Source organism: Enterobacter cloacae complex sp. 2015409, from assembly GCF_041365315.1.
Taxonomy (GTDB): domain Bacteria; phylum Pseudomonadota; class Gammaproteobacteria; order Enterobacterales; family Enterobacteriaceae; genus Enterobacter; species Enterobacter pseudoroggenkampii.
In genome coordinates, this window is the sequence record NZ_JBFTVM010000001.1 from 660998 (window position 1) to 683942 (window position 22945).

The 22945-nt window shown below is 57.7% G+C and carries 21 protein-coding genes; 16 read left to right on the forward strand and 5 right to left on the reverse strand.

Annotation, left to right across the window (positions count from 1 at the left end; genetic code table 11):
* Positions 1-93: 93 nt before the first annotated feature.
* A complete protein-coding gene (locus ACDO57_RS03050; RefSeq protein WP_024909671.1) occupies positions 94-1359 on the reverse strand; it encodes a dicarboxylate/amino acid:cation symporter in 1266 nt (421 codons plus the stop codon).
* A gap of 429 nt (positions 1360-1788) precedes the next feature.
* Between ACDO57_RS03050 and ACDO57_RS03055 the strand changes: the two genes are divergently transcribed.
* The 14 genes from ACDO57_RS03055 to ACDO57_RS03120 all read left to right on the forward strand — a co-directional run bounded on the left by ACDO57_RS03055 (position 1789) and on the right by ACDO57_RS03120 (position 17162).
* Positions 1789-2361, forward strand: coding sequence for a spore coat protein U domain-containing protein (locus ACDO57_RS03055; RefSeq protein ID WP_032647817.1), 573 nt, complete (start codon positions 1789-1791; stop codon positions 2359-2361).
* Between the two features lie 12 nt (positions 2362-2373).
* A complete protein-coding gene (locus tag ACDO57_RS03060; RefSeq protein ID WP_370883507.1) occupies positions 2374-2922 on the forward strand; it encodes a spore coat U domain-containing protein in 549 nt (182 codons plus the stop codon).
* 16 nt (positions 2923-2938) lie between these two features.
* Complete coding sequence (locus ACDO57_RS03065; protein WP_370883508.1) at positions 2939-3697, forward strand: molecular chaperone; 759 nt, start codon at positions 2939-2941, stop codon at positions 3695-3697.
* Positions 3673-6057 (forward strand): fimbria/pilus outer membrane usher protein, encoded by a 2385-nt coding sequence (locus ACDO57_RS03070; RefSeq protein ID WP_370883509.1) that lies wholly within the window; start codon positions 3673-3675, stop codon positions 6055-6057. The genes ACDO57_RS03065 and ACDO57_RS03070 overlap by 25 nt, the downstream gene beginning before the upstream one ends.
* The gene (locus tag ACDO57_RS03075) at positions 6054-7010 is read left to right on the forward strand and encodes a spore coat protein U domain-containing protein (RefSeq protein WP_370883510.1); all 957 of its coding nucleotides are present in this window, start codon (positions 6054-6056) and stop codon (positions 7008-7010) included. Before ACDO57_RS03070 ends, ACDO57_RS03075 begins: the two co-directional genes overlap by 4 nt.
* Positions 7011-7094: 84 nt before the next feature.
* The gene (gene tar / locus ACDO57_RS03080) at positions 7095-8762 is read left to right on the forward strand and encodes a methyl-accepting chemotaxis protein II (RefSeq protein WP_061714863.1); all 1668 of its coding nucleotides are present in this window, start codon (positions 7095-7097) and stop codon (positions 8760-8762) included.
* A 44-nt stretch (positions 8763-8806) separates the two neighbouring features.
* On the forward strand, positions 8807-10408 hold the full coding sequence (tap, locus tag ACDO57_RS03085; RefSeq protein WP_024909678.1) for a methyl-accepting chemotaxis protein IV: 1602 nt from the start codon (positions 8807-8809) through the stop codon (positions 10406-10408).
* Positions 10409-10427: 19 nt separating this feature from the next.
* Positions 10428-11294, forward strand: a complete 867-nt coding sequence (gene cheR, locus ACDO57_RS03090) for a protein-glutamate O-methyltransferase CheR (RefSeq protein WP_023312253.1) — start codon at positions 10428-10430, stop codon at positions 11292-11294.
* The gene (locus tag ACDO57_RS03095) at positions 11291-12340 is read left to right on the forward strand and encodes a chemotaxis response regulator protein-glutamate methylesterase (RefSeq protein WP_008500430.1); all 1050 of its coding nucleotides are present in this window, start codon (positions 11291-11293) and stop codon (positions 12338-12340) included. The genes cheR and ACDO57_RS03095 overlap by 4 nt, the downstream gene beginning before the upstream one ends.
* Before the next feature lie 17 nt (positions 12341-12357).
* On the forward strand, positions 12358-12747 hold the full coding sequence (gene cheY, locus ACDO57_RS03100) for a chemotaxis response regulator CheY (protein WP_008500431.1): 390 nt from the start codon (positions 12358-12360) through the stop codon (positions 12745-12747).
* 10 nt (positions 12748-12757) lie between these two features.
* On the forward strand, positions 12758-13402 hold the full coding sequence (cheZ, locus tag ACDO57_RS03105; protein ID WP_023312251.1) for a protein phosphatase CheZ: 645 nt from the start codon (positions 12758-12760) through the stop codon (positions 13400-13402).
* A 148-nt stretch (positions 13403-13550) separates the two neighbouring features.
* Positions 13551-14699: a flagellar biosynthesis protein FlhB gene (gene flhB, locus ACDO57_RS03110; RefSeq protein ID WP_370883511.1), complete on the forward strand. Its 1149-nt coding sequence runs from the start codon at positions 13551-13553 to the stop codon at positions 14697-14699.
* On the forward strand, positions 14692-16770 hold the full coding sequence (gene flhA, locus ACDO57_RS03115; protein ID WP_024909680.1) for a flagellar biosynthesis protein FlhA: 2079 nt from the start codon (positions 14692-14694) through the stop codon (positions 16768-16770). The genes flhB and flhA overlap by 8 nt, the downstream gene beginning before the upstream one ends.
* Positions 16770-17162, forward strand: coding sequence for a flagellar protein FlhE (locus tag ACDO57_RS03120; protein WP_032647804.1), 393 nt, complete (start codon positions 16770-16772; stop codon positions 17160-17162). The genes flhA and ACDO57_RS03120 overlap by 1 nt, the downstream gene beginning before the upstream one ends.
* A 56-nt stretch (positions 17163-17218) precedes the next feature.
* Here ACDO57_RS03120 and argS read toward each other — a convergent pair whose 3' ends face one another.
* Positions 17219-18952 (reverse strand): arginine--tRNA ligase, encoded by a 1734-nt coding sequence (argS, locus tag ACDO57_RS03125; protein ID WP_090419738.1) that lies wholly within the window; start codon positions 18950-18952, stop codon positions 17219-17221.
* Between the two features lie 239 nt (positions 18953-19191).
* Here argS and ACDO57_RS03130 point away from each other — a divergent pair, with 239 nt between their 5' ends.
* Positions 19192-19752, forward strand: a complete 561-nt coding sequence (locus ACDO57_RS03130) for a VOC family protein (RefSeq protein ID WP_032647800.1) — start codon at positions 19192-19194, stop codon at positions 19750-19752.
* Positions 19753-19830: 78 nt separating this feature from the next.
* A complete protein-coding gene (gene cutC / locus ACDO57_RS03135) occupies positions 19831-20574 on the forward strand; it encodes a copper homeostasis protein CutC (protein ID WP_370883512.1) in 744 nt (247 codons plus the stop codon).
* Positions 20575-20749: 175 nt separating this feature from the next.
* Here cutC and cmoB read toward each other — a convergent pair whose 3' ends face one another.
* Genes cmoB through ACDO57_RS03150 form a run of 3 tightly spaced genes read right to left on the reverse strand, consistent with a single transcriptional unit; the run spans position 20750 to position 22897 of the window.
* A complete protein-coding gene (gene cmoB / locus ACDO57_RS03140; RefSeq protein WP_024909685.1) occupies positions 20750-21721 on the reverse strand; it encodes a tRNA 5-methoxyuridine(34)/uridine 5-oxyacetic acid(34) synthase CmoB in 972 nt (323 codons plus the stop codon).
* Positions 21718-22461 (reverse strand): carboxy-S-adenosyl-L-methionine synthase CmoA, encoded by a 744-nt coding sequence (cmoA, locus tag ACDO57_RS03145; protein ID WP_048992239.1) that lies wholly within the window; start codon positions 22459-22461, stop codon positions 21718-21720. Before cmoA ends, cmoB begins: the two co-directional genes overlap by 4 nt.
* A 40-nt stretch (positions 22462-22501) precedes the next feature.
* Entirely contained in the window at positions 22502-22897 is a 396-nt protein-coding gene (locus ACDO57_RS03150) for an MAPEG family protein (protein WP_021240443.1), read from the reverse strand.
* Positions 22898-22945 lie beyond the last annotated feature (48 nt).

Below are 22945 nucleotides of genomic sequence, written 5' to 3' on the forward strand. Positions count from 1 at the left end.
GCAACCCAGGTTGCCGTTTTTTTGTGTTTGCTCCCTCTCCCTGTGGGAGAGGGTTGGGGTGAGGGCATCAGGCCTCACCCTTTTTTCATGCCCTTACGCTTCCTGCTTTACCAGCTCAGCTTCCGCTTCAGCTTCCCGCGCACCTTCATTCTGCGACAGCATCGCGGTCGCAATACCATTCCCCAGAACGTTAATTGCGGAACGGCCCATATCCAGGAAGTGGTCGATCCCCATCAGCAGCAGAATACCCGCCACCGGAATGTTAAAGCTTGGGATCGTCGCGGCCAGCACCACCAGGGATGAACGCGGTACGCCCGCAATCCCTTTGGAGGCCAGCATCAGCGTCAGCATCAGAACCGTCACTTCCGAGAAGCTCAGGTGAATGTTGTACGCCTGAGCGATAAACATCGAAGCGAAAGAGCAGTACACCATCGAACCCACCAGGTTGAAGGAGTAGCCAATCGGCAGAACGAAAGAGGCGATGTTGCGCGAGCAGCCAAAACGCTCCAGCTGCTCCAGCGTTTTAGGGTAGGCGGCTTCAGAGCTGCTGGTGGTAAACGCCACCAGGACCGGATCTTTCAGCATGCTGACCAGGCGGAACACCTCTTTTTTCAGCACCATGTAACCCACGGCCAGCAGCACCATGCAGGTGAGAAGAATGGCAACATAGTAGCCGCCAATAAAGGAGGCGTAGTTCAGCAGAATGCCCAGACCCTGCGTGGCAATCACGGAGGAGATCGCCGCAAAAATGGCCAGCGGAGCAACGTACATCACGTAACCCGTGACCTTCAGCATGATATGGGAAACCACATCCAGCGCGGCCACCAGCGGCGCGTTGAATTTCTGTCCCAGCGACGCGCCGCCGATGCCGAAGAACATCGAGAACACCACAATCTGCAGGATCTCATTGTTCGACATCGCCCCTGCGATACTGGTTGGAATGGTGTGCGACAGGAACGCTTTCAGCGTCATGCCGCCAACGGCCAGACCGGTATCCACCGCTTCGGTTGGGATCGTCAGGTTCAGACCGCTTCCCGGATGCTCCAGCGTGACGATAAACAGGCCAACCAGAATGGAGAGCACGGATGAGCTGATAAACCACACCATCGCTTTACCGCCAACGCGGCCAATGGTGGAGGTTTCGCCCAGTTTCATAATGCCGACGGTAAGCGTGCTGAAGACCAATGGTGCAATGACCATTTTGATCAGACGGAGGAAAATATCGGTCAGAAGGGTAATGTTATCCGACCAGGCTGTGATCGCATCCGCAGATGCATATTCATGAATTGCTGCCCCTGAAAGAATACCCGCCAGCATGAATATCACGATGAAGAGTGTGAGTTTGTTTGCACTTGCCACGAAAAAAGACCCTCTATGCGCTTCAGATGTAGCCCGCATCGATACATATAAATTTTTTATTACGATGCAGGAAATTATTCGGCACATAAATTGACGCAAAGTGTAGGGGGATACAACACCTTTTTAAGTTTTATTAATTTTGTTGTTATTGCCCTGACGATATATTGTGATCTGCATCACACTTTAATGGATATATTCTCTCCGGAAAAAATAAAATCGCGGATTAAATAAATTTAACTCTCTGTTATTAATAGGGAAATTAAGTCAATAAGACATATGGCTTATGCGTTGAGGGGCGGGTGGTCGAAGCGATATCCGTAAACTAAATTCTCAATAACCCCCTCAAAGGAACCTTAAGCGGGGCTAACATCTTGAACGACAAAAATAAAATGTGGCAAGGGAACGGAGACGTCTTCTGGAGGGTGGTAAATGAAAAGAAAACTCCTTTTGATCTGCGCAGGAACCTTACTGACTGCGACTACGGCCCATCAGGCGCTGGCCGTCACCAGCAGTGGCACCATCGGCGCGACGCTGACGCTGACAAACGGCTGTCTGATAAACGGATCGCCCGCGCAAAGCGGCATTAATTTCGGTACGCTCGATTTCGGTACCCATCCGGCAACCTTTTCCACTCTTACGACGCAGCTGAGCGGCGCCAGCGGCGGAAACACCTTCACCATTCAATGTACGACCGCCAGCTATACGGTGGCGATCACCGGTAATACCCATTCTACGGCACCCGGAACCGTTGTCGGTTCGCCGGGGACGCCTGAACGCTATCTGGTTAATACGGCCAACGCGGCCCAGGGCGTGGCTTACAGCCTGTACAGCGACAGCGGGTTTAACACCGTGATTGCCAACAACGCCGCGTTGCCGATCGCCTCAACGGCCGGAGGGGTAGACAGCTACACCCTCTACGGACGTATTACCGGCGGTGGTAACAGCGTGACGGTTGTCCCGGGAACCTACACCGACACGATTAACGTCAGCGTAACCTATTAGTCCCGAATAGCCATGAAGGCAACTCTCACAGGTCTGCGTACATGCGCAGAGGGACACGTGCAGCCTTTTTTCGCGCTGCTCGTCGGATTGCTCATGATGCCCGCGGCGAATGCGGTGACATCACAGTCGTTTAAGGTCAGCGCGACGATTGTACCGGGATGCGCGGTAGCCACCGGTAGCGGAGGGCTTCTCGGTACGCTGGATTTTGGCACCCATAACGGCGTCGAGAGCGCGCCGGTCAGCACCAGCTTTGTGCCAAACGGGGCGTTGTCTATCGCCTGTACGCCGGGCGTGGCGCTGAGCATGAGCATTAACGGCGGGCAGAATTACGCCTCCGTCCGCCGGATGAAGCGGTCAGGCGGAACAGAACTGGTGCCGTACCGGCTTTACAGCAGCAGCTCGCTGGCCGCGAACAGCGAAATTGGCGTCAACCAGGCGATAGCGGTGACCTATAGCAACAGCAATAACATCGCGCTGCCGCTTTTTGGCGTGGCGCTACTGACCGGATTTAGCCCGGCAGGAACGTATTCCGATCAGCTCACCGTGACCTTGTCATGGTAATAAAGGGAGAGTGTTGATGAAGCCAATTTTCAGACCTGTTTGTCTGGCGGGCGCGTTGGGAATGGCTGTGGCAACCGGTCAGGCGCAGGCGGCAGCCACCATTCTGCTCTGGCCGATCGATCCGTGGCTTGCTGCGGACGCCAATGCCACGGAACTGTGGATCCAGAACCAGGGAAACAGCGCCACGACGATGCAGGTCCGCATCGTGCGCTGGAAGCAGGAGGACGGACACGAGCGTTATACCGCGCAGCAGGACGTGGTCGCCAGCCCGCCGATCGTCACGATTGGCACGGGCAGCAAGCAGCTTATTCGCCTCATCAAACAGACTTCAGTCCCCGCAGGCGTCGAACAGGCCTACCGCATTATTGTCGATGAAATCCCCCAGCCTGATGCCAAAGCCGAACCCTCCATTGGCCTCAAATTGCAGATGCGATACTCCATTCCTCTGTTTGTGTATGGACAGGGGATGCCGACGATAAAAGAGGGCGCGCACCATGCGCTGGTGGAGACCCGAAACCTGAGCTGGCGGGTGACGCAGGCGGGTGGACAGCCTGCGCTGGAGGTTCGAAATCGCGGGGATGTCCATGTCAGGCTAAGCCAGGTGGCGCTGGAGCAGGGAGGGCAGATACGCACGGTTGCGGAGGGATTACTGGGTTACGTCCTTCCGGGCAGCACCCGCAGCTGGCCGGTACCCGCTGGCGTTCGTCAGCCAGAGCGGATGAGCGCGCAGATTAATGCCAGGGACGCACAATGGCAGTCGACGCCCGTCAACTGAAGCCGGCGATGATGATATTGCTCTGCGTCAGTTCCGCAACCTGGGCCGAGCCCGGTGACGACAGTTTACCGCCGCCGCCCCAGGCACAGGCGATACATGATGAAGCGGTTTTCCAGCTTGCTCTCGTGGTCAACCACTACGATACCGGTCTGGTCGTGCCCGTGACGCAGCGTAAAGGCGCTTTCTTTATCTCCAGCGCCGATTTGCTGCGCGCGGGGCTGCCCCCGGCGCATGTTCCCACCGGAGAGGTGAATCTCTCCTCGCTTGCCCTGGTTCGGGTGGAGTACGACAGCGCCGCGCAGCGCCTGCTGCTGACCGTTCCCCGCGACTGGGTGACGGCCCGGGTGACGCCGTTCAGCGCGCAAGCGACGCAGGCCAAACCGCACTACGGGCGCGGGGCGCTGCTCAATTACGATCTCTACACCAACCGCACGGAGCATATCGGCGGTCAGGCGTCGCTCTGGCATGAGTTCCGCTATTTCAACGAGAACGGCTCCTTTTCCTCCACCGGCTACGCGCGCGAAAATTTCAGCGGTAACGACGGCCAGCAGGAAGGGTATGTTCGCTATGACACGACCCTGCTGTTCACTAACGAAGATGACGCGATGAGCTGGAGCGTCGGGGATGTGATTAGCGATGCCCTGAGCTGGAGCTCCAGCGTGCGGATGGGGGGGATAAGCGTCGGGCGGGATTTCTCCCTGCGCCCTGACTTGGTGACGTGGCCGCTGCCCGAGTTCGCGGGGGAAGCCGCGGTACCCACCTCGGTCGATCTCTTTATCAATGGCTATCGTTCCGGCTCAACCCAGCTTCAGCCGGGCCCCTTCACCCTGACTAATCTGCCCTATATCAACGGCGCCGGGGATGCGGTGCTGGTCACGACGGATGCGCTGGGGCGCCAGGTGAGCACCACGCTACCGTTTTACGTCACCAGCGACCTGCTTAAACAAGGGCTCAGCGACGGTGCCGTGACCCTGGGCAGCCTGAGGCGTAACTACGGCATCAAGAATTTTGACTACGGTTCCGCGGCGGGCAGCGGCTCGTATCGCTACGGTCTAACAGACTGGCTAACGCTGGAAGGCCACGCGGAAGGGGCGCAGGAGCTGGCGCTGGGTGGGGCGGGGACCGTGATGAAACTCGGCCAGTTTGGCGTGGTGAATACCTCTTACTCGCAAAGCCGCATGCGCGGTGATGCGGGCGGGCAAATCAACTGGGGTTACCAGTACAGCACCAGCGCGTTTAGCGTCGCCACCCAGCACACGCGTCGCGGTCGCGGTTTTGGCAATCTGGCCCTCTATGACCAGCCGACGGTATATGATGAAAACGATAAACCCATCGCCAGCTTCAGCCGTAATACGGACCAGTATTCTCTGACCTTCAATCTGGGACAGTACGGCAACATCGGTGCGGCCTGGATCGGCGTGGAGAGTTTCGACAGCCAAAAAACCGAACTGCTCAATCTCTCCTGGAGCCGCAATCTGTGGGGGGCGAGCAGTATTTACCTGGCCGGCAGCCGGGATCAGCAGCGGGGAGACTGGACGGTCGCGCTGTCGCTGCAGGTGCCCCTGGGTGCACGCGACAGCGCTGCCGTCACCGTTGAAAATACCCCGGATGCAGGCAGTACCCAGCGCATCAACTATAACCATTCCATGCCTTCTGACGGTGGGTTTAGCTGGAACATGGCCTGGGCCAACCAGTCAAGATCCAGTGATTATCAACAGGGGACGCTGGGCTGGCGCAATAACAATATAGAGCTGCAGGGCGGCGGTTATGGCGAAAGGGATACCATGACCTGGTGGGGCGAGGCGATGGGCGCAATTGTCCTGATGGACGGCGAACTGTTTGCAGCGAATAAAATCAACGATGCGTTTGTGGTCATCAGTACCGACGGTCATCCGGATGTGCCCGTCAGCTACGAGAACCAGCCCGTCGGTAAAACCAATAACAACGGCTACCTGCTGGTGAGCGGGGTGTCGGCGTATTACCCCGCAAGCTACCGGATCGATACCCTGAATCTGCCGGCGGATACCCGTCTGAAAGAGACCGAGCGACGGATCGCGATCCGCCGACACAGCGGCTATCTGGTTGATTTCCCTATGGAGCAGGAGCGGGTGGCAAGCGTTATTCTGCATGATGCGCACGGGCAGGCGCTGCCGGTGGGAAGCCAGGTCCGACGGGTCTCGCGCAGCAATGCGGTGGTGGGGTATGACGGCATCGCCTGGCTGGAAAATCTTAGTGATGTGAACCCGCTGGAGGTGATAGCGCCTGACGGAAAACGCTGCACGGCTACCCTGACCGTGGGGGCCAATCCGGAACACAAGCTGAAAACCTACGGGCCGCTGATTTGTCGGGAGGCGCCATGACGCGCCTGCTGCTGTTGATTCTGCTGCTGTTCTCCGGCGGCGGCTGGGCGGCGTGTACCGTCAGTACGGTCAATGCCTCATTTGGCAGCGTTACCTCCTTCGCGCTCAGCGGAACAGGCGAGGTGGAAACCACCGGCACGCTGGTGGTGTCCTGTGATGCCATACTGAATCTGCTGACCAACGACTCGGTGACGCTGACCTACACCGCGGCATCGGTTTCGGGCAGCAGCCGGGCCACCATGAAACGGACAGATGATGCGACCATCACGGACGTGATCCCCACCCGGCTGTGCGGACTCTCGGGCTGCGCGAGCAGCAGCGAGGTACAGATAAGTAAATCATATACCTGGAGTGGAAATACCTTGCTGGGGCTGCTGGGGTCAAAGCAGTACAACATTCCGCTCTATTTTCGCACCGTCGCCGGACAAAACGTCACTGCCGGGCCATATCAGGTGCAGTTAACCTTCAGCGTTAACTACAGCGTGTGCTCCGTGGGCGCGCTCGGCATTTGCACAATCAATCAGGCGGGCACCGCGACGACCACCATTCTACTGAACATGACTGTTACCAACGATTGCAGCGCCATGACCACGCCGGACGTGAACTTCAACAGCGCACCGCTGGTACAAAGTTTCCCTACCGTTTCGCAGGCGATTGCCGTCACCTGTACCAAAGGAAGTACGTATACCATCGGCATTAACAACGGGGCTAACGCGCTGAACAACGTGCGGCGTATGGTGAGCGGCAGCAACGCCATGAGCTATGACATCTATAAAGAAGCCACCAGTAACCGCTGGGGCGGCAGCGAGCGCTGGTCCAGCGCGGTATCGTCACAGGTCAGCACCGACGGCTTGCTGCGCACCTACAATTACACCGCGAAAGTCCTGACCAATCAGACCACGCCACCCGCCGGAACCTACACCGATACGCTGATTGTTGACGTGGCGTTTTAGCCCCGCGCTTTTCCCTTTCTCAAATGTAAAGTTCCTGTGGGTAGTGCCGATAACACCGTTAATAAATCTATGAGAAGGTGTTGTATGTTGAACCGTATCCGCGTTGTCACAATGCTTATGATGGTGCTGGTCATTTTCGCACTTCTTCAGCTTATCTCCGGCGGGCTTTTTTTCTCGTCATTAAAACAGAACCAGGACAGCTTCGCGGCCTCGAACGATCTCCGTCTGCAGCAAAGTGAACTCACGTCAACGTGGGATCTGATGCTGCAAACGCGTATCAACCTGAGCCGCTCGTCCGCGCGCATGATGATGGATCCCAACAATCAGCAGAGCAGCGCGAAAACCGATCTGTTGAAAAATGCCCGTGCCACCCTTGCTGACGCCGCTAAACACTACGACGCCTTCAAAAAGATCACCCCGCAGCCTGCGATGGAGCAGGTGAGCCAGAATATCGATGAAAAATACAGCGCCTACCATGCCGGTCTGACGGAACTGATTCAGTTCCTGGAGAGCGGCAATATGGACGCCTATTTCGCACAGCCTACGCAGGGGATGCAAAACGCCCTCGGCGCGGCGCTGGGGGAGTACGCGAAGGTCAGTGGCGATCTCTATCACACAGCCTTTACCGCAAGCCAGAATGACTATCGTTTTGCGAAATGGCAGATGGCCGTGATGGCGCTGGCGCTGGTCATTGTGCTGGTCGCAGTATGGTACGGCATTCGCCATATCCTGCTGAACCCTCTTGGCCGCGTCATTGCCCACATTCGTGAAATTGCCGGCGGCGATCTGACCAAAACGCTCACCGTTTCCGGGCGTAATGAGATCACCGAGCTGGCAAACAGCGTTGACCACATGCAGCGTTCGTTAATCGACACCGTCGCCAACGTGCGCAACGGGTCAGAAGCTATTTATACCGGCACCAGCGAAATTGCGATGGGGAACAACGATCTCTCATCTCGTACCGAGCAGCAGGCTTCCGCCCTGGAAGAGACGGCCGCCAGCATGGAGCAGCTTACCGCGACCGTGAAGCAGAACGCCGATAACGCCCGTCAGGCGTCTCAGCTGGCAGAAAGCGCCTCCGAGACGGCGCAGCGAGGCGGTCGCGTGGTGGATGGCGTGGTGAAAACTATGCACGAAATCGCCGACAGCTCGAAGAAAATCGCCGACATCATCAGCGTCATTGACGGTATTGCCTTCCAGACCAACATTCTGGCGCTTAACGCCGCCGTGGAAGCGGCGCGTGCGGGCGAACAGGGACGCGGGTTTGCCGTGGTGGCCGGGGAAGTGCGCAATCTGGCCAGCCGCAGCGCCAATGCGGCAAAAGAGATCAAGTCGCTGATCGAAGATTCCGTCTCCCGCGTGGATACCGGCTCCGTGCTGGTGGAAAGCGCCGGGGAGACCATGAATGACATCGTGAATGCCGTCACCCGCGTGACGGACATCATGGGTGAAATCGCCTCTGCGTCTGATGAGCAGAGTCGTGGTATCGACCAGGTTGCCCTGGCGGTATCGGAAATGGATCGCGTGACACAACAAAACGCCGCGCTGGTGCAGGAGTCCGCTGCGGCGGCCGCTGCGCTGGAAGACCAGGCGAGCCGTCTGAAGATGGCCGTCTCGGCGTTTCGTCTCGCTTCACTCGCTGGAAACACGGTCACCCCGCAGGCGACGTATCGCGCGCCAGTCGCTGAATCGGCTGCAAGCCGTACGCGCACCGCGACGACCGGACAAGATGAAAACTGGGAAACATTTTGACTGACAATTAAACCGCGGCTGCTTGCCGCTTGATGGGAGCGTGGATGTTAAATCGTATTCGTATCTCGACCACACTGTTTTTGATTCTGATCCTTTGCGGTGTGTTGCAGGTTGGCAGTAACGGGTTGTCTTTCTGGGCGTTTCGCGATGGCTATCAGAATTTGCAGGAAGTTGAGACGAGTAATCAGCAGCGCTCCGCACTGGCACAAACGCGTGCCGTGCTGTTGCAGGCAAGCACTGCGCTGAACAAGGCGGGAACCTTAACCGCGCTGAGTTATCCGCCGGATGACATTAAAGCGCTGATGGCGACCGCGCGCGACAGCCTGAAACAGGCTGACGCACAGTTTAAAGCTTTTACGGCGCAGGCCGCCGACAGCGAGAAAGAGAAAGCGCTGAAGGCCGCCATGAAGACGAACTTTGAACAGTGGTACAGCGATCTGGACCACCAGGCGACGTGGCTTGAGAACAACCAGCTGTCGGACTTTATGACCGCGCCGGTTCAGGCCTCGCAGGCGGCGTTTGATGGCAGCTTTAACGCGTGGCAGCAGGATATTAACCAGTCTGTTCAGCGTGCCGGTGAACAGAGCCGTCAAAGCTATCATATGTCGGGCGTCATCTTTGCCGTGGTGGTGATTCTGGCAGGGCTGCTGACCGGCGCCGCACTGCTCTGGTCGCGCAGAATGATTGTCCAGCCGCTGGCGATTATCAGCAGCCACTTCGACAGTATTGCGAAAGGCGATCTGGCGCGTCCGGTAGCGGTGTTCGGCAGGAACGAAATTTCGGCGATCTTTGCCAGCCTGAAGGCGATGCAGGGATCGCTGCGGGAAACGGTGAGCGACGTGCGGCAGGGCAGTTATGCCATGCACACCGGGATCTCAGAGATTGCGGCGGGCAATAACGATCTCTCGTCACGCACCGAGCAGCAGGCGGCTTCGCTGGCGCAGACGGCGGCCAGCATGGAGCAACTGACCGCGACGGTAAGCCAGAACGCCGATAACGCGCGTCAGGCGTCTGACCTGTCAAAACAGGCGGCGATGACGGCGAAGAAAGGCGGAGACCAGGCGTCCCATGTCGCCAGCACCATGCAGGAGATTGCCACCAGTTCGCAGAAAATTGGTGACATCATCAGCGTGATTGACGGTATCGCGTTCCAGACCAACATTCTGGCGCTGAATGCCGCCGTGGAAGCGGCGCGCGCCGGGGAGCAGGGGCGAGGATTTGCGGTGGTGGCAGGGGAAGTGCGTAACCTGGCGAGCCGCAGCGCCAACGCGGCGAAAGAGATTAAGGTGCTGATCGAAGAGTCGGTCTCGCGCGTTCAGCAGGGCTCAACGCTTGTGGATACGGCGGCGAAAACCATGCACGAGATCGTCACCTCCGTGACGCGGGTGAACGACATCATGGGCGAAATTGCCTCGGCGTCGGACGAACAGCGTCGCGGCATTGAGCAGGTTGCACAGGCCGTCAGCCAGATGGATCAGGTGACGCAACAGAACGCCTCGTTAGTTGAGGAAGCGGCAGCGGCAACCGATCAGCTGGCCAGTCAGGCCGATCGTCTGACCGGACTGGTCGCGGTGTTTAATGTGAAAGAGCACGTTGAAGCAGTAACAGAAGTCGGGCGGTCGCAGGCCGTGCCAGTTGTATCCTGAATGTAATTAAGAAGGCGCTATGACATCACCAATGCCCCCTGGGCAAACGTCATTATTGTTGCAGATGACACAGCGCCTCGCGCTGTCCGACGCGCATTTTCGTCGGATATGTCAGTTAATCTACCAGCGTGCGGGGATCGTGCTAGCGGATCATAAGCGCGACATGGTCTACAACCGTCTGGTGCGGCGCTTGCGCACGCTGGGGCTGGATGATTTTGGCCGCTATCTGAGCATGCTCGAGGCGAACCAGAACAGCGCGGAGTGGCAGGCTTTTATTAACTCGTTAACCACCAACCTGACGGCGTTTTTCCGTGAAGCCCACCACTTCCCGGTCCTGGCCGAGCACGCCCGCCGTCGCACCGGGGAGTATCGCGTATGGAGTGCGGCCGCCTCGACGGGCGAAGAACCGTATTCGCTGGCGATCACCCTGGCTGATACCCTGGGCATGACGCCCGGACGCTGGAAAGTCTACGCCAGCGATATCGATACCGAGGTGCTGGAGAAGGCGCGTAACGGTGTTTATCGCCAGGATGAGCTGAAAACGCTGTCACCGCAGCAGCTGCAGCGTTATTTCATGCGCGGTACGGGACCGCATGAAGGTCTGGTACGCGTACGCCAGGAGCTGGCGAACTGCGTTGAATTCGCGCCCGTAAACCTGCTGGATAAGCAGTACAACGTGCCGGGGCCGTTCGACGCTATCTTTTGCCGTAACGTCATGATCTATTTTGATAAAACGACGCAACAGGACATTCTGCGTCGGTTTGTTCCGTTGCTCAAGCCTGACGGTTTACTGTTTGCAGGGCACTCGGAAAACTTCAGCAACCTCGCGCGTGAGTTTAGCCTGCGTGGGCAAACGGTATATGCGCTGAGTAAGGAAAAAGCATGAGTAAAATCAGGGTGTTGTCTGTCGATGATTCAGCGCTGATGCGTCAGATCATGACTGAAATTATCAATAGCCACAGCGACATGGAGATGGTGGCAACCGCGCCCGATCCGCTGGTTGCGCGGGATTTAATTAAAAAATATAACCCCGACGTGCTAACGCTGGATGTCGAGATGCCGCGCATGGATGGCATAGATTTCCTCGAAAAATTAATGCGGCTTCGGCCCATGCCGGTGGTGATGGTCTCTTCCCTGACCGGAAAAGGCTCGGAAATCACCCTGCGTGCCCTAGAACTGGGGGCGGTGGATTTTGTCACCAAACCGCAGCTCGGCATTCGCGAAGGGATGCTGGCCTACAGCGAAATGATCGCCGAGAAGATCCGCACCGCGTCTAGGGCCAAGCTTGCCGCCCACACGCCGATGGCCGCGCCTGCGACCCTGAAGGCCGGTCCCTTACTCAGCTCGGAAAAGCTGCTGGTGATTGGCGCGTCAACCGGAGGAACAGAGGCAATTCGTCATGTACTCCAGCCATTGCCGCTTTCAAGTCCGGGTATTCTGATCACTCAGCATATGCCGCCAGGCTTTACCCGTTCGTTCGCCGAGCGCCTGAACAAGCTGTGTCAGATCAGTGTGAAAGAGGCGGAAGACGGCGAGCGCGTGCTCCCGGGACATGCCTATATCGCCCCGGGCGACAAGCATATGGAGCTGGCGCGCAGCGGCGCTAACTATCAAATCAAAATTCATGACGGACCGCCGGTCAACCGGCACCGTCCGTCGGTGGATGTGCTGTTTCATTCGGTGGCGAAACATGCGGGGCGCAACGCCGTAGGGGTGATCCTGACGGGGATGGGCAACGATGGTGCCGCCGGAATGCTTGCAATGCACCAGGCTGGCGCCTGGACGATTGCGCAGAATGAAGCAAGTTGTGTGGTGTTCGGCATGCCGCGCGAGGCCATCAATATGGGTGGCGTGAGCGAAGTGGTCGATCTTAGCCAGGTAAGCCAGCAGATGCTGGCGAAAATCAGTGCCGGACAGGCAATACGTATTTGACTCAGGAGTATTATTTTATGGCGGATAAAGAGCTTAAGTTTTTGGTTGTGGATGACTTTTCCACCATGCGTCGCATCGTGCGCAACCTGCTGAAAGAGCTGGGCTTCAACAACGTTGAAGAAGCAGAAGACGGCGTTGATGCGCTGAACAAACTGCAGGCTGGCGGGTTTGGTTTTGTTATCTCCGACTGGAACATGCCTAACATGGACGGTCTGGAACTGCTGAAAACCATTCGTGCCGATGCGGGAATGGCGTCTATGCCGGTTCTGATGGTCACTGCAGAAGCGAAAAAAGAGAACATCATTGCCGCTGCACAGGCGGGCGCAAGCGGCTATGTGGTGAAACCATTCACCGCGGCAACCTTGGAAGAGAAGCTCGGTAAGATCTTCGAGAAACTCGGCATGTGAGGTGATGGAAATGTTGCAACCTGCTATGAAACCCGTTGAAGAACACTCGCCGAGCGATATCATCGTCCGCATCGGCAGCCTGACGCGCATGCTGCGTGACAGCCTGCGCGAGCTGGGTCTGGATCAGGCGATTGCCGAAGCCGCGGAAGCCATTCCTGATGCCCGCGATCGTCTGGACTATGTTGTGCAGATGACCGCTCAGGCCGCGGAACGTGCGCTGAACAGCGTTGAAGCGTCACAGCCGCACCAGGATGCGATGGAAAAGGGGGCGAAAGCGCTGAGCAAACGCTGGGACGAGTGGTTTGAGAACCCTATCGAGCTGGCGGATGCCCGTGAGCTAGTGACGGATACCCGTCAGTACCTGGGTGATGTGCCGGGTCACACCAGCTTCACCAACGCCCAGCTGCTGGACATCATGATGGCGCAGGATTTCCAGGACCTGACCGGTCAGGTGATCAAGCGCATGATGGATGTTATCCAGGAGATTGAACGTCAGCTGCTGATGGTTCTGCTGGAGAACATTCCGGAGCCGGCAGCCCGTCCAAAACGCGAGAATGAAAGCCTGCTCAATGGTCCTCAGCTCGACGCCAGCAAAGCGGGCGTTGTGGCAAGCCAGGATCAGGTCGACGACCTGTTGGACAGCCTCGGCTTCTGATGGTCCGTTCCGCCTCAGGAGGTTAACGCCACCTGAGGCGGTTTGCGACAAAATCACCGAAAAGAGCCCGAATAAACGGGCTTTTCCCGCCATTGGATTTCCGCTGCGCTGGCATGATACCCGTGACGTAATGGGCTGAGCATGCACTGTGGCAGAAGAGAACGACGACAAAACGGAAGCCCCCACACCCCACCGACTAGAAAAGGCGCGTGAGGAAGGGCAGATCCCCCGATCCCGAGAATTGACCTCCCTGCTGATCCTTATCTTAGGGGTGTGCATTATCTGGTGGGGTGGGGAGTCGCTCGCCCGCAAACTGGCGGGAATGTTGTCCACCGGCTTACGCTTTGACCACAGCATGGTCAACGATCCGAATCTGATCCTCAGCCAGATAATTCAGCTTATTAAAGGGGCCATGGTTGCGCTGCTGCCCCTGATTACCGGGGTTGTGCTGGTCGCGCTGGTCTCTCCGGTGATGCTCGGCGGTCTGGTTTTTAGTGCCAAATCGCTGCAACCGAAATTTTCCAAACTGAACCCGCTGCCGGGCATTGCGAAAATGTTCTCTGCGCAGACCGGGGCTGAGCTGCTCAAAGCCGTTCTCAAATCGGTGCTGATGGGCAGTTCCGCAGGGTTTTACCTCTGGTACCACTGGCCGGAAATGATGCGTCTTATCAGCGAATCACCGCTCACCGCGATGAGCAACGCGCTGAATCTGGTCGGGCTCTGCGCGCTTCTGGTGGTGCTCAGCATTATCCCGATGGTGGGTTTTGACGTGATCTTCCAGCTTTATACCCACTTCAAAAAACTGCGCATGTCACGGCAGGATATTCGTGACGAATATAAGCAGATGGAAGGTGACCCGCACGTGAAAGGGCGCATCCGCCAGATGCAGCGTGCCGCCGCCCGTCGCCGCATGATGGAAGATGTGCCGAAGGCCGACGTCATTGTTACTAACCCGACGCACTATTCCGTTGCGCTGCGCTATGACGAAAACAAAATGAGCGCGCCGAAAGTGGTGGCGAAAGGGGCGGGGCTGATCGCTCTGCGTATCCGGGAAATTGGCACCGAACACCGCGTGCCGATCCTGGAAGCCCCTCCGCTGGCGCGTGCCCTGTACCGCCATGCGGATATTGGACAACAGATCCCGGGACAGCTCTACGCCGCCGTGGCGGAAGTGCTGGCCTGGGTATGGCAGTTGAAGCGCTGGCGTCTGGCCGGCGGTCAACGGCCTGTGAAACCTGAGAACCTTCCGGTGCCTGCCGCGCTGGATTTTATGAACGAGAAGGACACTGATGGCTAATCTGGTGGCAATGTTGCGCCTGCCCGGCAACCTGAAATCGACCCAATGGCAGATCCTGGCCGGGCCGATTCTGATCCTGCTAATTCTGTCGATGATGGTACTGCCGCTCCCGGCGTTCATCCTCGACCTGCTTTTCACTTTCAATATTGCGCTGTCCATTATGGTGCTGCTGGTGGCGATGTTCACCCAGCGTACCCTGGAATTCGCCGCGTTCCCGACCATTCTGCTGTTTACCACCCTGCTGCGACTGGCGCTGAACGTGGCGTCCACGCGTATCATCCTGATGGAAGGTCACACCGGGGCGGCAGCGGCGGGTAAAGTGGTGGAAGCGTTCGGCCACTTCCTGGTGGGCGGCAATTTCGCTATCGGTATCGTGGTGTTCGTTATCCTCGTTATCATCAACTTTATGGTTATCACCAAAGGTGCAGGGCGTATCGCGGAAGTGGGCGCGCGTTTTGTGCTGGACGGGATGCCGGGCAAGCAGATGGCGATCGACGCCGACCTGAATGCCGGTCTTATCGCCGAAGATGAAGCCAAAAAACGCCGTTCGGAAGTGACGCAGGAAGCGGACTTCTACGGCTCCATGGACGGTGCGAGTAAGTTTGTGCGCGGTGACGCCATCGCAGGCATTCTGATCATGGTGATTAACGTGGTCGGCGGCCTGCTGGTGGGGGTACTGCAGCACGGGATGGACATGGGCCACGCGGCGGAAAGCTATACGCTGCTGACCATTGGTGACGGTCTGGTTGCGCAGATCCCGGCGCTGGTTATCTCCACGGCGGCGGGTGTTATCGTGACCCGCGTGAGCACCGATCAGGACGTTGGCGAGCAGATGGTGGGCCAGCTGTTCAGTAACCCGCGCGTCATGCTGCTTGCCGCGGCGGTTCTCGGGTTGCTCGGTCTGGTGCCGGGGATGCCAAACCTCGTCTTCCTGCTGTTTACGGCAGGTCTGCTGGGGCTAGCCTGGTGGATGCGTGGCCGTGAAACCAAACCGGCTGCGGAACCTGTTCCGGTAAAAATGCCGGAGAATACCCAGGCCGTCGAAGCGACCTGGAACGACGTTCAGCTGGAAGATTCCCTGGGAATGGAAGTGGGCTATCGCCTGATCCCGATGGTCGATTTCCAGCAGGACGGCGAGCTGCTTGGCCGTATCCGCAGCATCCGTAAAAAATTCGCGCAGGATATGGGCTTCCTGCCGCCAGTGGTACACATCCGCGACAATATGGACCTGCCGCCCGCGCGCTATCGCATCCTGATGAAAGGCGTTGAAATTGGCAGCGGTGATGCCTATCCGGGCCGCTGGCTGGCGATTAACCCCGGCACCGCCGCAGGCACGCTGCCGGGCGAGCAAACCATCGACCCGGCCTTTGGCCTGGCCGCTATCTGGATTGAAAGTGCCCTGAAAGAGCAGGCGCAGATCCAGGGGTATACGGTTGTTGAAGCCAGTACCGTGGTGGCGACCCACCTTAATCACCTGATTGGGCAATTCTCGGCGGAGCTGTTTGGCCGTCAGGAAGCGCAGCAGCTGCTGGACCGCGTCACGCAGGAGATGCCGAAGCTGACGGAAGATCTGGTCCCGGGCGTGGTGACGCTGACCACGCTGCACAAGGTGCTGCAAAACCTGCTCGAAGAAAAGGTACCGATCCGCGATATGCGCACCATTCTGGAAACGCTGGCAGAGCATGCGCCAATCCAGAGCGATCCGCACGAGCTGACGGCGGTGGTGCGCGTGGCGCTGGGGCGTGCGATCACCCAGCAGTGGTTCCCGGGAACTGGAGAAGTGCAGGTTATTGGCCTCGATACGCCGCTTGAACGCCTGCTGCTTCAGGCCCTGCAGGGCGGGGGCGGGCTGGAGCCGGGCCTTGCGGACCGTCTGCTGGCGCAAACCCAGGAGGCGCTGGCGCGTCAGGAGATGCTGGGCGCGCCGCCGGTGCTGCTGGTGAACCATGCGCTGCGTCCGCTGCTGTCGCGCTTCCTGCGTCGCAGCCTGAATCAGCTGGTCGTACTCTCGAATCTGGAGCTGTCGGACAACCGTCATATCCGCATGACCGCGACGATTGGAGGAAAATAATGCGTAAATGGCTTTGGATTTTGCTCTTCCCGCTGATGGCACAGGCTGGCGGGGAGGGGACCTGGCAGGCAAGCAGCATGGGGGTGACCCTCAGCAACCGGGGCGTCGCCATGTCCTCTAATCCGCTTTCGCCTTCTGAAGGCGTTTCCGGTCAGATGGGCCTTGTGGTCTGGAACTACCGGCTGATTGGTCCTACGCCAGCCGGACTGCGGGTGCGTCTTTGTTCTCAGACGCGCTGCACGGAAATCGACGGCGAAAATGGTACGACGCAGGCGTTCAACGGCGTACCGGCCATTGAGCCTTTGCGTTTCATCTGGGAAGTGCCGGGCGGGGGACGTTTGATCCCGGCGCTGAAGGTGCAGAGTAATTCTGTCATCGTGAACTACCGTTGACGGTTGCTGAGCAGGACTGCAAAAAATAAAACCCGGCGCTTGCCGGGTTTTTTGTATTACATACGTTCTACGGTTTCGATACCCAGGGTATCCAGACCCAGCTTCAGGGTCTTCGCCGTGAGCTGCGCCAGCTTCAGGCGGCTGTTGCGGACCGATTCGTTTTCCGCAGACAGAATAGGGCAGTGCTCGTAGAAGCCGGAGAACAGACCCGCCAGATCGTACAGGTAAGCACACATCACGTGCGGCGTGCCGTCACGCGCGACCACCGTCAGCGTCTCTTCGAACTGCAGCAGACGTGCCGCCAGCTGCGCTTCACGATCCTCCGTGATGGTCACGGCAGCATTTGCCAGCACGCTTTCGTCGATATTAGCTTTACGGAATACCGACAGCACGCGGGTGTAAGCGTACTGCATGTATGGCGCCGTGTTGCCTTCAAACGCCAGCATGTTATCCCAGTCGAAGATATAGTCGGTGGTACGGTTCTTAGAGAGATCCGCATATTTCACCGCACCGATACCCACGGCGTTGGCCAGTTTTTCCAGTTCGTCAGCAGGCATGTCCGGATTCTTCTCGGCCACCAGACGGCGGGCGCGTTCCAGCGCTTCGTCCAGCAGGTCAGAAAGCTTCACGGTACCGCCCGCACGGGTTTTGAACGGCTTGCCGTCTTTACCCAGCATCATGCCGAACATGTGGTGTTCCAGCGGAACGCAATCCGGCACGTAACCGGCTTTACGCACGATGGTCCACGCCTGCATCAGGTGCTGGTGCTGACGGGAGTCGATGTAGTACAGCACGCGGTCGGCATGCAGCGTTTCGTAACGGTATTTTGCGCAGGCGATGTCGGTAGTGGTGTAGAGATAGCCGCCATCCTTTTTCTGGATGATCACGCCCATCGGTTCACCTTCCTTGTTTTTATACTCATCAAGGAACACAACCGTTGCGCCTTCGCTCTCAACCGCCAGATTTTTCGCTTTCAGGTCCGCCACAATGCCGGGCAGCATTGGGTTATACAGGCTTTCACCCATCACGTCGTCACGGGTCAGGGTGACGTTCAGGCGGTTATAGGTAAGCTGGTTCTGAGACATGGTGATGTCAACCAGCTTGCGCCACATCTCGAGGAAGTATTGATCGCCGCCCTGCAGTTTTACCACGTAGCTGCGCGCGCGCTCGGCAAAGGCTTCGTCTTCGTCGTAGTGTTTTTTGGCTTCGCGATAGAACCCTTCCAGGTCCGCCAGCGCCATTTCACCCGCGTTTTCCTGCTGCTGTTTTTCCAGGTAAGCAATCAGCATGCCGAACTGGGTACCCCAGTCGCCCACATGGTTCGCGCGGATCACCTTGTGACCGAGGAACTCGAGCGTGCGCACTGCGGCATCACCGATGATGGTGGAGCGCAGGTGGCCAACGTGCATCTCTTTCGCCACGTTCGGCGCAGAATAGTCGATCACGACGGTCTGCGCTTCCGGCTGGGACACACCCAGACGATCGGATTTCAGCGCCGCGTCAACGTGGCGGGCCAGGAACGCAGGTTCCAGGAAGATATTGATAAAGCCCGGGCCGGCAATTTCGGTTTTGCTGGCAATGCCGGTGAGATCCAGATGCGTCAGTACCTGCTCAGCGAGCTGTCGCGGCGGCATGCCCAGTTTTTTAGCCACTGCCATCACGCCATTAGCCTGATAGTCGCCAAACTGTACTTTTGCTGACTGACGAACCTGCGGTTCGCAATCCGCAGGTGCACCTGCGGCAATCAGTGCCTGACTGACTTTTTCGGAGAGAAGAGCCTGAATATTCACCTGGATACCTTACGTTTTTGATGCGGGCTTACAACCGCCCGCGCCAGTTAAAGAATTTAGGGCGGGAGTATACTGCAAATGCCTTCTGTCGTCAGCATCGCGGGGCCTGAAGATTGCTCAGAATCCAGGCAGTGAAGGTGTGCATAAACATGCAGTCATAAAAAGCCGGATTCAGCGGTTGGTCAAAACAGGGCAACAGAGTAAATTAGCGGCTTTGCGACACGAAAAGAGAGTGAATTATGGCGAACTGGCAATCCATTGACGAACTGCATGATATTTCCGCAGATTTACCGCGCTTCACCCAGGCGTTCACAGAACTTGCCACCCGTCTGGGTCTGGATATCGCACCGCTTGAGGCTGATCACATCTCTTTGCGCTGTCATCAGAATGCCACCGCAGAGCGCTGGCGTCGCGGTTTCGAACAGTGCGGCGTGTTGCTCTCCGAGAACATCATCAATGGTCGCCCCATTTGCCTGTTTAAACTGCATGAACCGGTGAACGTGGCCCACTGGCACTTCACCGTGGTTGAGCTGCCGTGGCCAGGCGAGAAGCGCTATCCGCACGAAGGCTGGGAGCATATCGAAATTGTCCTGCCGGGTGAACCGGAGACGTTGAACGCGCGCGCGCTGGCCCTGCTTTCTGACGACGGCTTAAGCAAGCCGGGAATTTTTGTGAAGACCAGTTCTCCCAAAGGCGAGCGCGAGCGGTTACCTAACCCGACGCTGGCCGTCACGGACGGACAGGTCACGGTGAAATTTCATCCGTGGACCATTGAGCAGATCGTTGCCAGCGAAGCGTAAGAGATGTGAGTTCACGCCGCGACTGAAAATGGACGGCGTGGCATGATGATTCGTTTAGTGGGATTTCAGGAGGATTAAATGGCGCTGCTGGAGATTTGTTGTTACAGCGTGGAGTGTGCTGTGACCGCACAAAAACACGGGGCTGACCGCATTGAACTGTGCGCGGCACCCAAAGAGGGCGGGCTGACGCCGTCCTTCGGCGTGTTGAAGTCTGCCCGTCAGGCACTCACCATTCCCGTTCACCCGATTATTCGCCCGCGCGGCGGTGATTTTTGTTACACGGCGGGCGAGTTCAGTGCCATGCTTGAAGACATCGCCCTCGTGCGCGACCTGGGGTTCCCCGGGCTGGTCACCGGTCTGCTGGATGAAGACGGCAATATCGATCTCCCGCGCATGCGTCAGGTGATGAGCGCCGCACAGGGGCTGGCCGTCACTTTTCATCGTGCATTTGATATGTGTAAAGATCCGCGTCAGGCCTTTGAAACGCTTGGAGAACTTGGCGTGGCGCGCATTCTGACATCGGGTCAACAGGCGTCAGCTGAAAAAGGACTGCAATTAATTACGGAACTAAAAGCACATTCCGGTGTTCCAATAATAATGGCGGGTGCGGGAGTCCGCGCCAGCAATCTGGAACGGTTTTTAAACGCTGGGGTAGAAGAGCTGCACAGCTCCGCGGGTAAATGGATACCTTCGCCTATGCGTTATCGCAATACAGGGTTGTCAATGTCGACGGATGCTGAAGCAGATGAGTATTCACGCTACGGCGTAGAGGGAGAGTCGGTTGCGGAAATGAAGTCGCTGATTGAGCGCCATCACGTGTAGCAACGTACCGATTTTTACCGCGCATCATGTCGCCCAATATGATGCTTGCTTGTACCAGGCCCCTGCAATTTCAACAGGGGCCTTTTTTTCTCCTGCGCCAGGTGGCGCTTCGCTTACCGGACCTGGAAAATCGGGAGTAGGCCGGGTAAGGCGCAGCCGCCACCCGGCTAACAGGCTACGGCTTGGTCGCAATCAACACCGCACGCATCGGCGCCGGATAGCCTTCAATGGTTTTGCTGTGGTCGGCCGGGTCGAGGAACTGCTCCAGCGATTCGGTAATCATCCAGTCGGTGCGGCGCTGCTCTTCGAGAGAGGTCACGCTGACATCGGCAATCCGCACATCCACAAACCCGCACTTCTCCAGCCAGTTCTTCAGCGCCAGCGCGGAAGGGATGAAGTAAACGTTGCGCATCTGCGCGTAGCGATCGCCCGGCACCAGAACAGCATGTTCATCCCCTTCGATCACCAGCGTTTCCAGCACCAGCTCGCCGCCGCTGACCAACTGATCCTTCAGTTGCCACAGGTGCTCCAGCGGAGAACGACGGTGATACAGCACGCCCATGGAGAACACGGTATCAAACGCTTTCAGGGCAGGGAGCTGTTCAATGCCCAGCGGCAGCAGGTGCGCGCGCTGGTCGTTACCCAGCAGCTTACGTACCGCTTCAAACTGGCACAGGAACAGCTGCATCGGGTCAATACCGACCGCCAGGTGCGCGCCCGCGCCAATCATGCGCCACATGTGGTAACCGCTGCCGCAGCCCACGTCCAGAATGGTACGTCCGGTCAGGTCGGAAAGGTGCGGCAGAACGCGATCCCATTTCCAGTCCGAGCGCCATTCGGTATTGATGTTCACCCCGTACAGCGAGAACGGGCCTTTGCGCCACGGCATCAGATTGCGCATCAGCGTTTCGATGCGGTTGATCTGCCCGGCCGGAAGCGGCTCTTCGCTTTCGGCGGTTACGCTGTGCAGAAGATCCAGACGATGCGGGGTCAGCTCGGGCAGAAACTCCACCGCGTTTGACCACTGCTTTAACAGGCCGTGCTGCTGATCGCGCTGCCAGGCGGCAATCTGCGCGGGCAAGGTTTCCAGCCAGTGGGAGAGCTGGTTTTTGGCAATCAGCTGATAGAAGTTACTGAATTCGATCATGCCGGTTTCCCCGCTTTCAGCGCCACCAGCGAACCAAAGTTAAAGCACTGGAACCACAGTTCGCTGTGCTCAAACCCGGCTTTGCTCAGACGCGCTTTGTGGGTTTCTACGGAATCCGTAAGCATCACGTTTTCGAGCATGCTGCGCTTCTGGCTGATCTCCAGCTCGCTGTAGCCGTTCGCCCGTTTGAAATCGTGGTGCATGTTGAACAGCAGCTCGCCAACCTCGGCATCTTCGAAGCTGAATTTCTCCGAGAGCACCAGCGCGCCGCCGGGATTCAGCCCCTGATAAATTTTGTCCAGCAGCAGCTGGCGGTCTTCCGGCACCAGGAACTGAAGGGTGAAATTCAGCACCACCATCGAGGCGTTATTGATTTCAATCTCGCGGATATCACCTTCCACCACGTCCACCGGAACAGGGGCTTTGTACGCGTCAATATGGCGACGGCAGCGCTCAACCATGGCCGGGGAGTTATCGACGGCAATGATTCGGCAGCCTTCCTGGTGAATATTACGACGAACCGACAGCGTTGCCGCGCCGAGCGAGCAGCCAAGGTCATAGACCTGCGTGCCGGGTTGAACGAAGCGCTCAGCCAGCATGCCGATCATAGAGATAATATTGGAATAACCGGGAACAGAGCGCTGGATCATATCCGGGAAGACTTCAGCTACCCGTTCATCGAAGGTCCAGTCGCCCAGGCTGGCGATAGGCGCGGAAAAAAGCGTGTCGCGATCTGACATAACGTAAAAATCCGGGAAAAATAAAGTGGCGTATTGTGCGCTAATGGAGGGAGAAAACCAACTCCCACGGCATATACCACAGGTTAGCCAGCACCATCAGCAAAAGCGAACACCAGGTCGCACTCATGCCGGAGCGACGCCAGCGGATTAAGCGGTGGTGAAAGCCGTAATAATGCATCAGGCGGCCAGCAATAAGAAGCAGGCCACAGATATGCACCATCCAGGTTTCTGCGCCATTCATCTCCATAAAAAGCAGCAGGATTAAGGCTGCGGGAATGTATTCGACCGCGTTGCCATGAATGCGAATAGCGCTTTGTAGCTCTGAAAATCCGCCGTCACCGTAAGAGACACGGTACAGCGTTCTGAGGCGCACAACATCAAATGAAAACTTAATCAGCAGTAATGCACCTAACACCGCATACAGCGCGCTGACCATACAAACTCCCTGTTTTTGGCAGATGGCACTTCACTATGATAGGGGGTG

Coding starts and splice junctions, on each gene's coding strand:
- ACDO57_RS03055 (WP_032647817.1), top strand. CDS start 1,789: ATGAAAAGAAAACTCCTTTTGATCTGCGCAGGAACCTTACTGACTGCG.
- ACDO57_RS03060 (WP_370883507.1), top strand. CDS start 2,374: ATGAAGGCAACTCTCACAGGTCTGCGTACATGCGCAGAGGGACACGTG.
- ACDO57_RS03065 (WP_370883508.1), top strand. CDS start 2,939: ATGAAGCCAATTTTCAGACCTGTTTGTCTGGCGGGCGCGTTGGGAATG.
- ACDO57_RS03070 (WP_370883509.1), top strand. CDS start 3,673: ATGGCAGTCGACGCCCGTCAACTGAAGCCGGCGATGATGATATTGCTC.
- ACDO57_RS03075 (WP_370883510.1), top strand. CDS start 6,054: ATGACGCGCCTGCTGCTGTTGATTCTGCTGCTGTTCTCCGGCGGCGGC.
- tar (WP_061714863.1), top strand. CDS start 7,095: ATGTTGAACCGTATCCGCGTTGTCACAATGCTTATGATGGTGCTGGTC.
- tap (WP_024909678.1), top strand. CDS start 8,807: ATGTTAAATCGTATTCGTATCTCGACCACACTGTTTTTGATTCTGATC.
- cheR (WP_023312253.1), top strand. CDS start 10,428: ATGACATCACCAATGCCCCCTGGGCAAACGTCATTATTGTTGCAGATG.
- ACDO57_RS03095 (WP_008500430.1), top strand. CDS start 11,291: ATGAGTAAAATCAGGGTGTTGTCTGTCGATGATTCAGCGCTGATGCGT.
- cheY (WP_008500431.1), top strand. CDS start 12,358: ATGGCGGATAAAGAGCTTAAGTTTTTGGTTGTGGATGACTTTTCCACC.
- cheZ (WP_023312251.1), top strand. CDS start 12,758: ATGTTGCAACCTGCTATGAAACCCGTTGAAGAACACTCGCCGAGCGAT.
- flhA (WP_024909680.1), top strand. CDS start 14,692: ATGGCTAATCTGGTGGCAATGTTGCGCCTGCCCGGCAACCTGAAATCG.
- ACDO57_RS03120 (WP_032647804.1), top strand. CDS start 16,770: ATGCGTAAATGGCTTTGGATTTTGCTCTTCCCGCTGATGGCACAGGCT.
- ACDO57_RS03130 (WP_032647800.1), top strand. CDS start 19,192: ATGGCGAACTGGCAATCCATTGACGAACTGCATGATATTTCCGCAGAT.
- cutC (WP_370883512.1), top strand. CDS start 19,831: ATGGCGCTGCTGGAGATTTGTTGTTACAGCGTGGAGTGTGCTGTGACC.
- cmoB (WP_024909685.1), bottom strand. CDS start 21,721: ATGATCGAATTCAGTAACTTCTATCAGCTGATTGCCAAAAACCAGCTC.
- cmoA (WP_048992239.1), bottom strand. CDS start 22,461: ATGTCAGATCGCGACACGCTTTTTTCCGCGCCTATCGCCAGCCTGGGC.
- ACDO57_RS03150 (WP_021240443.1), bottom strand. CDS start 22,897: ATGGTCAGCGCGCTGTATGCGGTGTTAGGTGCATTACTGCTGATTAAG.